This is a genomic window from Pedobacter kyungheensis, assembly GCF_000812965.1.
Taxonomy (GTDB): domain Bacteria; phylum Bacteroidota; class Bacteroidia; order Sphingobacteriales; family Sphingobacteriaceae; genus Pedobacter; species Pedobacter kyungheensis.
In genome coordinates this window covers 81867-96876 of sequence record NZ_JSYN01000023.1, presented here as the reverse complement: position 1 = coordinate 96876, position 15010 = coordinate 81867, and the positions used below count along the sequence as shown (strand labels likewise).

General features: G+C 42.3%; 9 protein-coding genes. All 9 read right to left on the bottom strand.

What is annotated here, in order from left to right; translation table 11 throughout:
- Positions 1-38: 38 nt before the first annotated feature.
- Complete coding sequence (locus OC25_RS18475; RefSeq protein ID WP_082018647.1) at positions 39-2201, bottom strand: alpha-L-rhamnosidase-related protein; 2163 nt, start codon at positions 2199-2201, stop codon at positions 39-41.
- A 101-nt stretch (positions 2202-2302) separates the two neighbouring features.
- Positions 2303-3892 carry an SLC5 family protein gene (locus tag OC25_RS18470; protein ID WP_039479250.1) on the bottom strand — a complete coding sequence of 530 codons (1590 nt, stop codon included), beginning with the start codon at positions 3890-3892 and terminating at the stop codon, positions 2303-2305.
- A gap of 229 nt (positions 3893-4121) precedes the next feature.
- On the bottom strand, positions 4122-5207 hold the full coding sequence (locus OC25_RS18465; protein WP_039479094.1) for a Gfo/Idh/MocA family protein: 1086 nt from the start codon (positions 5205-5207) through the stop codon (positions 4122-4124).
- A 53-nt stretch (positions 5208-5260) separates the two neighbouring features.
- Positions 5261-7771, bottom strand: coding sequence for an L-rhamnose mutarotase (locus tag OC25_RS18460; protein WP_039479092.1), 2511 nt, complete (start codon positions 7769-7771; stop codon positions 5261-5263).
- Positions 7772-7780: 9 nt separating this feature from the next.
- Positions 7781-8677, bottom strand: coding sequence for a sugar phosphate isomerase/epimerase family protein (locus OC25_RS18455; protein ID WP_039479091.1), 897 nt, complete (start codon positions 8675-8677; stop codon positions 7781-7783).
- A complete protein-coding gene (locus OC25_RS18450; RefSeq protein ID WP_245222065.1) occupies positions 8678-10207 on the bottom strand; it encodes a DUF4974 domain-containing protein in 1530 nt (509 codons plus the stop codon).
- A 1-nt stretch (position 10208) separates the two neighbouring features.
- Positions 10209-11339 (bottom strand): sialidase family protein, encoded by a 1131-nt coding sequence (locus OC25_RS18445; protein ID WP_039479090.1) that lies wholly within the window; start codon positions 11337-11339, stop codon positions 10209-10211.
- Positions 11340-11445: 106 nt separating this feature from the next.
- Positions 11446-12111 (bottom strand): DUF3826 domain-containing protein, encoded by a 666-nt coding sequence (locus tag OC25_RS18440; protein ID WP_039479088.1) that lies wholly within the window; start codon positions 12109-12111, stop codon positions 11446-11448.
- A 157-nt stretch (positions 12112-12268) separates the two neighbouring features.
- Complete coding sequence (locus tag OC25_RS18435) at positions 12269-14944, bottom strand: alpha-L-rhamnosidase (RefSeq protein WP_483414140.1); 2676 nt, start codon at positions 14942-14944, stop codon at positions 12269-12271.
- Between the last annotated feature and the right edge of the window lie 66 nt (positions 14945-15010).

Below are 15010 nucleotides of genomic sequence, written 5' to 3'. Positions count from 1 at the left end.
GGAAAACCAAATATGATGTTCCCGGTTATAAATTCCTGTTAATTGTAGCTTACGGTGTAATCTTTACCTTTTTCGACGGTAATTTCATAGAAGCCCTTTCCTATTGATTTAATTTCAGCAGCTTTTGCTACAGGTTTAGATTTACTTTTAATCCTTAATTTCCCGGTTCCAACAGCCGAAGTGATCTTGATTTCCTTTTTATTCATGTACACGGATATATCGCCGTTGGCGGTTGGCACTTTGCCTTCCATCCAGGCTAAACCGCCTAAATTGGGCTCAATGGTATAGGTTTCGTAACCCGGCGAATCGGGGCTTACCCCCAGGTAATATTTGCCAAGCAGATAAATCGGGCTGGCTCCCCAGGCGTGGCAAAGGCTTTTTCCAAATGGCCGGCCATACATGGCCAGGTGTTCGGTACCTTTTTTATCGGGATTATATTCCTCCCAAAAAGAAGTAGCACCCAGCTTGAGCATACCTCCCCAATAGTTTTTCATCTCTTTTAATACATAGCTTTGCTCACCCATGGCGCAAAGTGCTTCCAGTTCATAAAAGCGCATGTAAGGTGTGGTAATTTTGTTAATGCTGTCGTTGAGCAATACATGTTCTTTTACAGCCAGTTTCTGTTCAGGTGTAAAGTAATCGAAGAAAATCCCAAACATATTGGCATAGCGGGTTACATTTTGTGTGGGCTGACCTGCTACCCTGCTGTGCACTAAGGCATGTTTGCTTTGATTCCAGTAAATATCGAATATTTTGGCTTTCAATGTTTTAGCCTGCTCCTCATATTTAGCAGCATTTTCGCTATCGTTGGTTAGTTTGGCACATAAAGCCATGGTTTCTAAACTACGTGCATATAACAATTGTTCAAAGCTCACTTCCCCGTCTTTACTCAGTTTATCGGCCCAATCTATAAAAATCCAGTCGCCAGGCATCCATTCCAGCAAGCCATTTTTGTTTTTACGGCCATCAATATAGGTCATGAGCGATTGCATGCGGGGATAAATGTCCTGCACAAATTTTTTGTCGCCCGTAAATTTGTAATAATCATAAATACCTAAAAACCAATAAAAAGAATAATCCATAATGGTATTGATGTGTGCCGTAACCGGATCTTTGCCGCGCTGGGCCAACAGCGTTCTTTTTACGGTTGGAGCATCAAAAAACGAATAATAATTCATGAGGTAACTTTGGTAGGCATCACCACTCCACACCCATCTGTCGCGTTTTATGCCATCGATAAAAAACTCACGGGTATTGAGGTGAAAAGTGTATTTGGCTACATCGTAAATCTTGTTCAACTCCGCATCTGATGATTTAAAACTTCCCCGCTCGCTAACCGGAGCATATTCGTAAAGCATTGATATAGAGTCGGCAGAAACGCCATTTTCAGGCTGAAAGTTAACATAGCGGAAAGCTTTGGAAAGTGGCATTACCGAGTCTGTTTTTTTGGTAAGATCAATCTTGAGATGATCCAGTGTTTCGCATTTATCGGTTGATAAAGCTTCTTCTTTCGATTCGCCATAATACAAACTCAATTTGCCTTTGCCCTTTAAGCCATGCACTTTAATAAAACCGAAGGTTTCTTTGCCAAAATCGGCTACGTAACCTGTGCCTGCTTTTTCTGTTTTAACAGTTGTATGTTTCACAACAGGCAATTTAAACGCAGAAGGCAGGCTGTAAGGATCGGTTAAACCCCAGGAGCCAGCAGAAACAAAGGTTGTTCCCGATTTATCGGAGGTTTTGCCGCTGGCATCAATCCATTCTTTATCCTCAAAAGTGGTTAACCAGCTTTCATCTGATACTACAGTTTTACCCTGTACAAAAATGGCTGGCACTGTAGCCTGGCTGTACACTTTCAGGCTTAGTTTATGCTTTCCGGCCTGGATCTGAATGGATTTCGGAAAGCCGGTTATAGCCTGGCCGTCAATTTTAACATTGTAAGTGCCTTCTACAAAGAGCTTAACTTCTTCTGGCTGACTGAGGGTAAACTCTTTATGGAAATCGACCAGCACATAATGGCTATCCATTTTCCAGAATACAGGAAAAAATGATCCACGTTCTGTTCTGCGGTTCTGCATCACATTGCTCATGTAGATATCAAAATCGCCGGGATACCAGATCCAGGATGCCTTTTGCGCAAAAGCGGGGATTACCATGGCTTGCAGCAGGGTAATCAGGAATATTTTTTTTAGGTTTTTCATGTTTTTTGTTACCGTCATCTCGACTGAAGCGCAGCGAAATGGAGAGATCTATTAAGCAGATTTCTCGACTCCGTTACACTACGCTCGAAATGACGAAATTTCTAATGTCCGTTAAAGAAAATATAAAGTGCAACCATTACAATAGCCAGTGCAGCCCAGGAAATCCAAACAGTCTTATCTGGTTTTTCAATATTGGCTTCATGTTCTTCGTTGATGGTGTAAATACTAGGTGTTCTGTCTAAAAGCGAAATCAATATGGCGATAAGCAATAAACCCCCAAAGATCAGGAAAGATAACATGAGGTAGTGCGGCCAAAAAGTATATTCGCTGGGTGGTAAAACCCATAAATAAATAATTCCGGTACTTAAACTCAGGATCGAACCAATGGATAGCGTAAAATTTACGGCTTTTCTAGTAGTCCGTTTCCAAAACACGGTTAACAGAAAAACCACTGAAAGTGGCGGCGCAATAAAACCCAATACCGATTGAAATACATCGAAGAGGTTTAGACCTTTGATGTTATCGATAGCCAACACTACAACTACTGCAAAAATACAACCGGCTATAACAGTTAAACGGCCAATATTGATAATCTGCTTATTGCTGGCCTGTGGATTGATTTTCTTGACGTAGACATCCATGGTAAACACGGTGCTTAACGAATTCAGCGATGAACCTATGGTGCCCACCAGAACCGCGATAAGTACAACGATTACCAAGCCATTCATGCCTGGTGGGAAAAGATTGGTTACCATGGTCATGTAAGCTTCGTTGGGGTCTTTCAGGTTGGGGAACAAGACATAGCAGAGTATCCCGGTAACAATAAAGAGCGGTAGCGAAAGGATTTTTAGCCAGCCAATAAAGCTCACGCCCAACTGCCCTTGTTTCAGATTTTTAGCACCCAAAACCGACTGAACCATCGACTGATCGGTACAGAAAAAGGCTACAGCAGCCACCGGATAACCTAAAAGGATGGCATACCAGGGATATTTGGGATCGCTGGCAGGTTGTATGAGGTTCCAGAAATGTCCTGGTGTTTTGCTGTAGAGTGCTGAGATCCCTCCAACCTTGTGCAGGCCCAGTAGAGTAAGCGAAAGCGAAACAGCAATCAATAAAATCATCTGGAAAATGTTGACTTTGGCAATAGCCTTTAAACCACCGAAAAAGGTAAATAAGCCCGCAAAAGCAACCAAAACGGTTACTGATTGCCACATGGGAATGCCTAAAATCTGACGGACTAAAAAACCGCCGGCAAATAAACCTAACGATAGCCAGGAGATTAAAATCTTCACCAATGCATACCAGGCTAATATATTCTGGGTAGAATCGCCGTAACGGTTTCCCATAAATTCGGGCATGGTGCTCACCTTTGCGGCCAGGTATTTTGGCGCGAAAACAATAGCCAGCAGGAACAGGAAAATAAAGGCATACCAATCGAAGTTTACGGCTACAATACCTGTGGTATAGCCGATACTGGCAAAAGCAAGCAGCATGGATGGGCCTACGTTAGTGCCCCACATGTTGAAGCCAATACTGGCCCAGCCTAAAGATTTATTGGCTAGAAATAAGGTTTCATCGCTGTTTTTCTTCTTCGGAAAACTAGCGCGGTACCCAATCACCATCAGGACGATGAGGTAGGCGATTACGATGATGTAATCTAAACTGGTTAAACGTTCTACAATGTTGTGCATTTGGTTAGTTTGGTTTTTATTTGTTTGCCACGGAAACACGGATTAACACGGAAACTTTTATTTCGGTTTAATACTTTTCCGATATTTAAGCATCTAACTAATTTGAATTCCGTGAGTTCTGTGTTTCCGTGGCCGATTTTTATAACACACATTTTTTAACTTTCGATGTGATACGAACTATTGCTTCTCAACTATCTGTGTCCATCCTTTTCATCTGTGGTTTAATATTTTATAATCCTATCGATTCCCGGCTAATGTTATAACTGCTTAATATTTCATCTACTTTTACCGGTAAACCTGTTTCAAGCGATTTATCCATAGCCTGCAAAAGGGCAATGGTTCCAATGCCTTCTTTTAAATCAGGGTAAGCCGTAAACTTGTTGTTAATGCTGTCGGCAAAATATTCAAGATAGTTTTGGTATTCGCCGGCATGGTGACTCTGGCCTTCGAAGCGGAAATAATGTTTCAAAGTGGCATCGCCCCAGGTAATGATTTTTTCTTCGCCCGTTTTGGTGGTTACTGCATAACGCAATTCATGGTAATCGGCCTGGCTAGCCCCTTCCGTTCCACGCAAAATACAGCTCATTCCACTATCGCGACTTGCGGGCTGGGTTGGTCCGGTGTAAGCACCACTTACCCTGGCAATTCTGCCATCTTTGGCCTTGAAGATAAAGTGCATGGTATCCTGGTTTTTTAAGCCAGCTTTTTGTCCATTGCTGCTGAGCATACCATAGCCCATTACTTCTTCAATATCGGGCATGTACCAGCGGATAAAATCGACCGGGTGACTTAAACCGCCATATAGCCATTTGAAAGATTGTTTTAGCGACCAGCCTTTTTCCAAAAACCAGCGATGATCGGCATGGTAGTGACTTTCGATGGTAATCAACTCGCCGATTAAGCCTTTATCGAAATCTTTTTTCTGGCGCATAGCCGGTTCAAAGAAACGGGAACTCTGCCCCACAAAAATTTTCTTTTTGGTCTTTTTGCTCAGCGCCAAAAGTTCGTTTGCCTGCGAGAGATCATCAATAAATGGTTTGGTACAAACCACGTGCTTATCGTGCTCCAAAGCCAGTTTAATGTGCTCAAAATGCAAATGATCAGGCGTGTAAATCGCAATCATATCAATTTTATCGCTCTTGAGCATATCGTTGTAATCGGTAGTCCAGTTCTGGAAATCGAACTCCAAAGCGCGTTCTTCGCAAAGTTTTTTATTGGCGTCGCAAATTTGAATTAATTTGAACTTTTTGCTTGCCAGTGAGGCCGAAATGGTGCTTCTACCCTCGCCTAATCCTAGTATTCCTAATCTTAACATATTTTAATAAGTATTGTTTATTTCCTCCCTCTGCCCCCTCCAAAGGGGGACAGTTAGTCGATCGGTTTAAAGAAAACCCAAACTTCGCCGGGTTTTGTGCCTTCAATTCCTTCCTGGTATTTTTTCATTAATGCATTCCATTCGTCTACCCTGGGGTTATTTTCCGTTGTTTTCGGGTTCAGTTTATCTAAATTTTCGCCTTTGGGTATGCTGATAATCAGCATCAGCTGGCGGCCTTTTTTAAAAATAACCAGCCGTTGAAAATCAGCATTACAAAAGCCTTTTGATATTTCGGGCCATTTTTCAAACTGCGTTTTGTGGTATGCGAGGTATTCTTTTTGCAGTTTTTCATCTTTCACCAGGTTGGCAGATAGTATAATATTTTCCCATTCTTTTACTGGTTCGGTTCCACACTGTTTTTTCCTGTCGAAATCGTAAAACATATCATCATACAGCTTAATCTCGCTGGCTTTGAGCCTTTTTAGGGTTTGCTGCAAGCTCTCTGTTTTTAAGGTCGAGGTGTAAATGACCAGGCGGTTTTCCCAATGGTAAATTGATGAACACAGCAGGTTGTTTTCACGGGCGAATGCGGTTAATGCCTTTTCGCCTGGTACTTCACCATTTTTGAAAATGAGCTCAAAAACCACAGGTTTATCTACCGCCTTATTAATTTTCCTGGTGTCAGAAACTGGTGATTTATCTTTTAGCAGATATTGATATTGCGCTTCCAGACCAGCGTTTTCTTTGATTTTTTCGGCAACTCCAGGTCCGTTATTTTCCCATAAATTATCTGGGCCATTGGCATTTTGCAGGTATTTTTCACTGGGCGTCCAGTTATTTTTGATGGTGAAATACGAAGATCCTTCGTCGGTGTAGAGGTAAAACCAATGATCGGGCAAATGCGCATATTTGGCTGTGAAAATACTGTCGACAACATTTTCGGTAATGAATGAGCCTGGTTGAGCAGATAAGGTATAAATGCCGGCCACATCGTACATGTGCTTGCCATAATGATGAATTTTGTTGGCGCTGATGGTATTGTCCTTCATTGCATTTTTTGTTTTTGTCCAGCCCCAGCCCATGCTAATCCCCGAATAAGAAACATCACTGATTTCGTTATGCAGGATTTTCAATCCACGTACGTAACCGGCACCAATGCCTACAGCACCCCAATCCTCGTTGGTGACGTCGGTAATGAGGTTATTTTCAATCCGGTTATCCGAAGAAATCTCACGTTCATCACTTGGCTGGTAAGGTAAATGTACCTCGGTGGCTTCGTCAGAAAAAGTGCCAATTAGTATCCCAGATCCGCCGATATCTTTAAACAGGTTCCCTTTTATGTTATTGTTGGTGGTTCCTTTTTGGTAATCGAGTCCGGTTGAAGCGTGGTGTTCGAACCGGCACGCCTCAAAATCGATATGATTGGCATAATTGATTTGTACGGCCGAAGCCGGACGCCCCACCCAGGCCTGGTTTTCTAGTGTGGGTTTATCGTTAGTACCTGGTTGGTCTAATTTATAAGCATCAAGCATATACATACCCGCCTGGTGCGGCACATGGCCCTGTTTGGAAGGTAATAACCAAGATGCATGCTGAAAAGATATCCCCTGGAAAGAAATATAAGCTATCGGATGATCAATGGTTCCTTCAACTTTAACTAAGGTTTCTAAAGCAGGTGCAACCACATCTGCCTGAAGCATATTCTGCTTTGTTTTAGGCCAGTAATAAACTTTACGGTGCTGTAAATCCTCGAACCACTCGCCCGGTTCATCTAAGAACTGAATGGCATTGGTTAAATAATAAGCCGAGTTTCCGGTTTTATCCGAAATCCACGGCGCTGGCCATGGGTGTTCTGATTGTATGCGGCTTTCTGGCTGCAAAAAGGAAAGTTCGGCAGTGTTGTGCTCGGTTTTTATCGATTTTACCCGCAAATTGGCAATGGCCCACCACTGGTGGATTACCATTTCTATACCTTTAGCCCCATTGAGGTTGATATTTTTGTTTAAAGGGATTTTGCAGGTTTGCGATTGGGCATCCCAGGATAAAATGCGGTTCATGGCATCGCCATTTGCATCTTTTGCCCTAATAGCCTTAATACCATTCACCCAAAGCTGTCTGAACAGTAGTGTATTATCGGCAAACATGGGTGCATCGGCCACCCAAACTTTACCTATGGCATTTTTAGGTAAGCCTGCAACCGGGCTAGTTAATTTTTTCCAGCCTTTAATTTTTACGCCACCACTAAAAATAACTTTAGCACCTGGACCCGCCACAATCTGTGTTGGACTTTCTTTGGTGCCCGAATCTTCGGGGCGGAGTACAATAGCTTCATCCAGAGCGTAATAACCATTTTCGATAATGATATGAATCCCACCTTTAACTGAACTGTCGTTTAACCTGCGCAACTCCCTTGCCTTCCTGATGGCAAAATGCAAGGAGGCCAATGGTTTTTCCTTTGTGCCGTTATTGCGATCGGAGCCCAATTTGGAGACATAAATATCCGCCGCGAATAATTGTGCGCACATTAAATTTAAAATCAGCAAAATGGTTAGGTAGGTTCTCATAAACAAGGGTTATCCGGCTTGGAAAATAGATTTCAGGTATTTGGTATTGGCTGTAAAGTTGTACTTCACATTGGTAGGTTGTTTGGCATCGCGACTGCGTTCTATAACCAGCCAGCCACTCCAGCCCATTTCATCTAAAGTTTGTTTTACCTTTTTGAGGTCAATTTTTGGGTCATTTTCGAGCCATACACCATCTTCGTTGGTCGCATGAATTTGAACGATGTTTTTTCGCCCCAGTATTTTTAGTTCCTGATGTAAATCGCGACCATTTTTAATTGCATTCGAAAAGTTGAAATAGCTTTTGATGTGCTTACAATTGATTTCTTTCAGCAACTGTAGTTCACCTTTTGCATCGAGTGAAGTTTCAATACCGATAACCACCCCTGCTTTAGCAGCCATTTTACCTGCAATTTTTAAGCGTTCAACAATCGGCGCCCTTAATTCGGGATTTTTAACTAAATCGCCTTGTATGCCAAGCGGCAAAAAGACAACCTTGATTTGCATGGCTTTGGCAGTATCTAAACAATCCTGCACCATTTTTTGATAGGTCGGGCGTTTGGCAAAAGACTGGGCATAAAAGCCGGTCATGGCCAGGGCACAAAATTCGAGGTTAAGTGCTTTTGCTTTTTCAAGGTATTGTTGCCTGATGGCCGGATCAGCCAGTTTATTATCAAAGGTTTCCCGGTCGCCCAGCCCGCCCATATCAATTTCCAATCCATCGGCACCAATTTCACTGGTCAGCTCTAAAGCGCTTAATTTCTGGCGTTTGAGGATCATTAAATCAATTACGGCCACTTTGTATCTGCGCTTTGGGGTTGCAGCCAGCAAAACATTGGGCAACATTAAGCTCCCACCAATTAAGGCAAGATGTTGGATAAAAGTTCTTCTGTTCTGGTGTTGCATCATTTAATTCTGGCTTTGTGGAAACAATTTTTGCAGGTTTTCAAAACCCATTACAGCATTTTTAGGCAGTTTTTCACCTTTATCGCCAAAAACATACATAGCATTTTCTTTTTCGATGGTTACCTTGCTTTCATCGTACTTTCCGGCTTTGTCTTTAACGGCATTGCCATTGATTTTGAAATATTTAATCAGGAAATCGTAAAGTGCAATACGCTTATTCGGGCTGAAATCATGTTTTTCGTCTGGTAAATGCACATTTTCTACTTTATCCTTTACGCCATAGTAACCATACATTTTTTGCAGGTAAGGAAAATCATGTTCAGGAGTATGTGCAGTCCAGTCGCTACCATCTGATACGAGCAGTTGTGGTCGTGGAGCAGCCATTGCCGCAAGTTCAACATTATCTGTTCCACCCCCACATTGGTGAATGGGCATCCCGCTTTCGCACGGACAGCCGCCATAAAAGTAGGATGACATGGCCACCACAGGCGCACTGAGTTTAATGCGGTTATCTATTGCAGTCATTAAAATACAATGGCTGCCAGCGCCCGAACCACCGCTAATGGCCACCCGGTTGGTATCGGTTTCTTTTAGTGACGTGAAATAGTCTAAAATGCGGATCCCACCTAGTGTTTGCACGGTTTGTGATAAACTTTTTCTATGGTCTTCGTACTTGAACTGCAGCATCGATTCGCCCCAGGCAAAAAGGTCGTAGCTAAAGGCCATAGCCCCCATACGCGCCAGCATGGCACAGCGAATCTGGCAATCCGGACGGTAACGTTGTTTTTCCCAATGTCCATCAGGACTTAAGATAACCGGTATTTTTCCTTTGATATTTAATGGTTTATAAAGTGATCCGTTGATCCAAACGCCGGGCAAAATCTCTAAAGCTATATTTTCTACTGAATAGCCATCAAAAATCCGCTTTGCGGTAATAATGGGCTTTGAATTGGGTTTGGCCGGTAAAGGAGATAATTGCAAAGCCTCAAAAAGCTGAGGTTTAATCAATGCTTTCCGTTTTTCCCAGCTGGCCCGATCACTGTATTTGGAAGCTAAACTATCCAGATAAGCCCAGCCATCCTGTACTTCCCAGCGGTAATATTCATATTCTTTGAGCTTGTAAACGCCAGCTTTCTCTTTGTTCACCTTCATATCCAATGGGGTAAGCACATTGGTTAAGGTTTCATCTACATCTGCCCGAAAACGCCAGTTGGCATAGTTTACCCATTTATCTTTTATCTGGGGCTCGGCATATTTGATTTTTACGTGGTAACGGTTTTCAATATCCTTAAGCACCTCTAATAAAGGCTTTTTGTATGCGTGATCTGAATTTTGAGTTTGGGCAAAAGTGGTAAATGAGAGAATAGACAGCAATAAGATAATAACATTTCTTTGATAACCACTCAGTCGATCGTCATTTTGACTGAAGCCAGCCGGCTTTTCGCCAGGTGCGAAATGGAGAAATCTACTTATACAGATTTCTCGACTGCGTTGCACTCCGCTCGAAAGGACGTATTTAAATAAATTTATCATTTTAACCCTCCTCGTTTTTAGTTTCAGTAATTACCGGTGCAGTATATCCCTTTAGCTTTGGCCAAATACCATTTTCGATTTTCTTCAACTTTAATTTTGAGGGATCTACTACTACGTGTTTGATTTTCTCCCTCCGCCAGGTATAAATGAAATGCAGCATGCCATCAGCCGTTTGGATTACAGCGGGATATGAATACTGGCTTATGGGCGAATCTTCTAAAATCAGTGCAGCATACCAGGTTTTACCATCTTTAGAAACCGAAACATTTAAAGGTGTGCGCGCACCTTTGGCCAAATCGCCCGGAGGCAATACGTGGTTATAAACCAATACCTGCCTACCATCTTTCAGCGTAACCGCATCCGTACCCGAGTTGTTGTTGGGCAAAGTGGTTTTGGTAAGCGGTGACCAGGTTTCGCCATTATCTGTAGACCATGATTCGGCAATTGCGCGGTTTGCGGTACGCGCTAAAATCTGGAGTTTACCTTTTCCATACTGTAAAATACTGGGTTGGATGGCTTTAATGCCATTTTCCTGTAATGGTCCTACTGTGCGCCAGGTTTTGCCATTATCTTTGGTTACCTCGAAATGTACTTTCCAGCCATCGCCTTCGCGGCTGGATGGGGCGAAGAGATTTCCGTTGCTCAATAAAACAGGCTTATTTTTAACAGGACCGATATTGCCATTTGGCAGTTTTGTAGCATCCGACCAGGTTTTACCACCATCTTTTGAGCTGCGCATCATGCCGCACCATTCAGATGGTTTAGGTCCGATTTTATAGAACAACAATAAATCGCCACCCGGCACCTGGTACAAAACAGGGTTCCAGGTTGGTAACCGTTTACCATCGGCCAAAATACCACTGGCAACGGAAACCGGTGCAAGCCATTTTCCATCAATAAAACGGCTGATGTAAATCTCTACATCGGGATTTCTTTCTTTGGTGCCTCCAAAAAACGAGGCCACTAAGCCTGTCGGTGTTTCGGCAATGGTAGCTGAGTGGCAGGATGGAAACGGAGCCTTAGCGTATAAAAACTCCTGTTTCACTATTCCGGTTTGCCATTTTTCTACCTGGGCGTTGGCAGTAAGCGCGAAAGCTACTGCGGCTATGGTTAAAATTCTTTTAAATATCATATTTATTAGTTTTCGTCATTGCGAGACTGATTTTTCATCAGGCGAAGCAATCTTTTTTGCTAGATAGATTGCTTCGTCGTACCTCCTCGCAATGACGGTACATCTATTACTGTTTTGCTTTTGCTGCTTTTTCTTCTTTAATTTTCTTCGTGTAAGCGCTGTAAAGTGCTCTCCAGCTCCTGCCATTGTTGTTAAGCAATTGCTCTGATTTGGTTTTGTAAATCTCGAAAATGGCCGAAATTTGTTTCATGTTTTTATAATCTACGGCCTGCTCTCTTGCCTGTTTTAAGAAAGCGAGTATTTTAGCCTCTTCATCAGCCGTTAAATCGGGAACAATGGCCTTATAACCTTTCATCGTAAAAGCTACCTTGCCAATGGTGTATTTATCGAGAATTGTTTCTACCTGATCAGCTGATAAATATTGGTTTAAGCCATCCATCAATGCTTTGTGCACAGTTGCAGGCATGGCCGAATCGGCAATGATCTGTTTATCGAGATCACTTAGTTTATTTCCAGTTACCGGATTTATCCCATCAGGAACTGTTGATGAAGGGTGATCGTTATGCCAATCCTTAACCGTTGTTAAGTGAAGGGCAATGATGTTTTCGACCGATGTTCTTTTGCCTGCATCAGTTAAATTTAAAGCTGAAACCCATTCTTTGGCTTTGGTTAAAATATCTTCAGGTACAACAATGTCTTTGGTTTGACTGAAAACGTTTACTGAAGTGATCAGTAAGCTTAACAGCATAGATAATCTTAAAATCTTTCTCATAATCTATATTTAGTTTACCCGTCATTGCGAGACTGATTTTTCATCAGGCGAAGCAATCTATTTTGCTGGAAAGATTGCTTCGTCGTGCCTCCTCGCAATGACGATTTGTTCTTGCGCCATGGTTTGTGTCCACACAAACCATGATTTATTTTGTCGTTTAACGTTCTACCACAAACTCATAATCGCCTGAGCCCACCTCATAAATGGCTCTGTCTTTTTCTAATTTTATAAATTTTAAATCCTTTATTGAACCTAAATTTTCTGTAACTGCTTGCTTATTTTTTGCCGGAATATAAAGTGTAGCGCTGGTATTGGCCGGGATACTTACTTTCCAGGTGAACTTATCTGTGTTTTTGGTATAGTCGCTTTTAATTAATCCATAACTTGATTGATAACTCGCATTTACATGGTCTAATCCAGTGACTATTTCTGGCTTCATGCTAATTTTTTTAAAAGCCGGACTTTCGGTCTTAATACCAGCCAGGTTTTCATAATACCAGATCAGTAAATCGCCCAGCATCATCACGTGGTTTTGCGAATTCATTTTCGGATCAGCGGTATTGCCATTCCAGAGTTCCCAAATGGTGGTTGCACCGTTATCGATCATATAACCCCAGCTGGGGTAAGTTTTTTGTGTAGCGATGGTATAAGCCAAATCAGGTCTGCCGTAATCGTTCAAACAGCGCATTAACCATTGCACCCCAACCAAACCATTGCTTAAATGCCCTTTATTGGTTACTTCAACCGTATACACTATATTTTTGAAAACCTGATCGATATGTTTTTCAGGAACCATTCCGAAATAGAGCGGAATGATGTTGTCTGTTAAATTATTATTGCCATAAAAGCCTTTTTCGTTGTAGAATTTCTGGTTAAATGCAGCTTTTATTTTCTCGCCGTGGGCCTCATAATCTTTGTAATCACCCTCATTCCCACTTATCTTGCTAAACTGCATCATCACTTGCGTAAAATGATAGTAGTAAGCAGTCGAAATTAGTTCGGAAGGATACTTTTTATCAGCACTTTTGCCCCTGCCTGCTTCGATCGTTGCCGGTGGCAGGCACCAATCGCCATAACTGTCTTTGGTGAGGATGCCATCCTTCATGTAACGGTCCTGCATATAACGCAACCATTTTTTGATGGCCGGATAATTTTCAGTCACGGCACCCACATCGCCCGTTTGCTTGTAAAGCATTTCGGTAATGAGCACAATAGAGCCCGGCCAGCTCATATTATCACTGTAATAGCGCCAAAATGCAGGGGCAACATCGGGGATGGCACCATCTTCTTTCTGTGCATTCCTGATATCCTGTAGCCACTTAGCATAAAAACGACCATTATCGAAAAGGAAATTTTCGCCATGCGCAACAGCACCTCTATCGCCTAACCAGGGCATACGCTCGTTGCGTTGCGGGCAATCAATCGGGATACCTTTGTAATTTCCGGCGATACCCCACCAGGCATTTTTAAAGATCTGGTTGATTAATGCATTTGACGTTTCGAAAGTGCCTACAGTATTCATTTTATCGTAGATCATTTTTCCAACAAAGTCGCTGAGGTTTGGCGTGTAATTAAGGCCAGATAGCTCTACATATCTAAAGCCGCGATAGGCAAAAGTGGGCTCCCATAATTCTGGTTCGCTTCCTTTAAAAGTGTATAAATCAGTGCATTTGGCATTGCGCAGGTTTGCCGTAAATAACTCGCCATTTTCCTGCAGGGATTCGGCAAAACGCATTTTCAATTGTTTGCCCTTTTGGCCTTTAACTTTAATTTGTAACCAGCCAACCATGTTTTGACCCATATCGAGAATAAATCTGCCGCCAGAGATTGCTTTAACAGCAACCGGTTTGAGCGTATTCATCACCCGCATGTTTTCGTTCATCTGCGCTTCGATGGTTCCCGAAGGTTCCTGTACAAATTCTGCTTTCAGCCATTTGCTGTCGTCGAAACCTGCTTTATTCCAACCGGCAGCTTCTTTTGTGGCATCATATTCTTCGCCATCGTATTCGTTATTTGCACGGATGGGACCATCGGCGGTGCCTTTCCAGCTATCATCCGTATCGATATTGACTGTGCTGTCATCGCTATAAACAATATGGATGTTCAGCAGCATTTTAGGAAAACCAAAAGTTTTGATTTTATAGGGTTTTTCATTTTGCCGCATGGCGAAGAAACGACCATTTCCTAAAATGGCACCGACTGCATTTTTCCCTTCCTGCAAATAAGTGGTCACATCGTAGGTATTGTATTTCACGTTTTTATTGTAATCTGTTGGTGAAGGAGTGAGTACCTCCTCACCTACTTTTTTGCCATTCAGATAAAGTTGGTACAAACCCAGACCAATAATCGAAGCTGTGGCGGATTTTATTTTTTTGGTGTTTTGAAATTCCTTTCTGAAATAGCGTGCCGATAAACGGGAGTCGGTTTTGGTGTTATCCCATGGAAAGGCCCGATCGAAACCAATCCAACCTTTTGGCCAGTCTTTGTAGTTGAGCAAGCCCATGGTCCACGAATTAGTGGCGGACCATTCGCTTTCACCTGCAGTTGTCCAAACTTTAACTTTCCAGTAGGCTTTCATACGACTGGTTAATTTTTTTCCTTTGTATGCAACATGAATAGATTCATCACTGCTTACTTTTCCTGAATTCCAGAGATCTCCTTCATTTTGAGCCAGTTTTTCAGCGGTTGAGGCCACTAAAATTTGGTAAGCTGTCTGCATCACATTTCTTTCTTTTGAAGTGATTTGCCATGCCAAACGTGGTTTTAAAACATCAATGCCTAACGGATTTTCAAGCATTTCGCAAGTTAAACTTCGCAACGATACCTGTGCCATCCCTTTTGAAAAGGATAGGAAGCAAATGCTGATAATCGTTATATAAATTTTAATGTTCATTTAAGC

Excerpts from the sequence above, each read along its gene's own strand:
- OC25_RS18455 (WP_039479091.1), bottom strand. The coding sequence starts at position 8,677 with ATGATGCAACACCAGAACAGAAGAACTTTTATCCAACATCTTGCCTTA.
- OC25_RS18440 (WP_039479088.1), bottom strand. The coding sequence starts at position 12,111 with ATGAGAAAGATTTTAAGATTATCTATGCTGTTAAGCTTACTGATCACT.
- OC25_RS18445 (WP_039479090.1), bottom strand. The coding sequence starts at position 11,339 with ATGATATTTAAAAGAATTTTAACCATAGCCGCAGTAGCTTTCGCGCTT.
- OC25_RS18465 (WP_039479094.1), bottom strand. The coding sequence starts at position 5,207 with ATGTTAAGATTAGGAATACTAGGATTAGGCGAGGGTAGAAGCACCATT.
- OC25_RS18435 (WP_483414140.1), bottom strand. The coding sequence starts at position 14,944 with ATGGCACAGGTATCGTTGCGAAGTTTAACTTGCGAAATGCTTGAAAAT.
- OC25_RS18450 (WP_245222065.1), bottom strand. The coding sequence starts at position 10,207 with ATGATAAATTTATTTAAATACGTCCTTTCGAGCGGAGTGCAACGCAGT.
- OC25_RS18470 (WP_039479250.1), bottom strand. The coding sequence starts at position 3,892 with ATGCACAACATTGTAGAACGTTTAACCAGTTTAGATTACATCATCGTA.
- OC25_RS18475 (WP_082018647.1), bottom strand. The coding sequence starts at position 2,201 with ATGAAAAACCTAAAAAAAATATTCCTGATTACCCTGCTGCAAGCCATG.
- OC25_RS18460 (WP_039479092.1), bottom strand. The coding sequence starts at position 7,771 with ATGAGAACCTACCTAACCATTTTGCTGATTTTAAATTTAATGTGCGCA.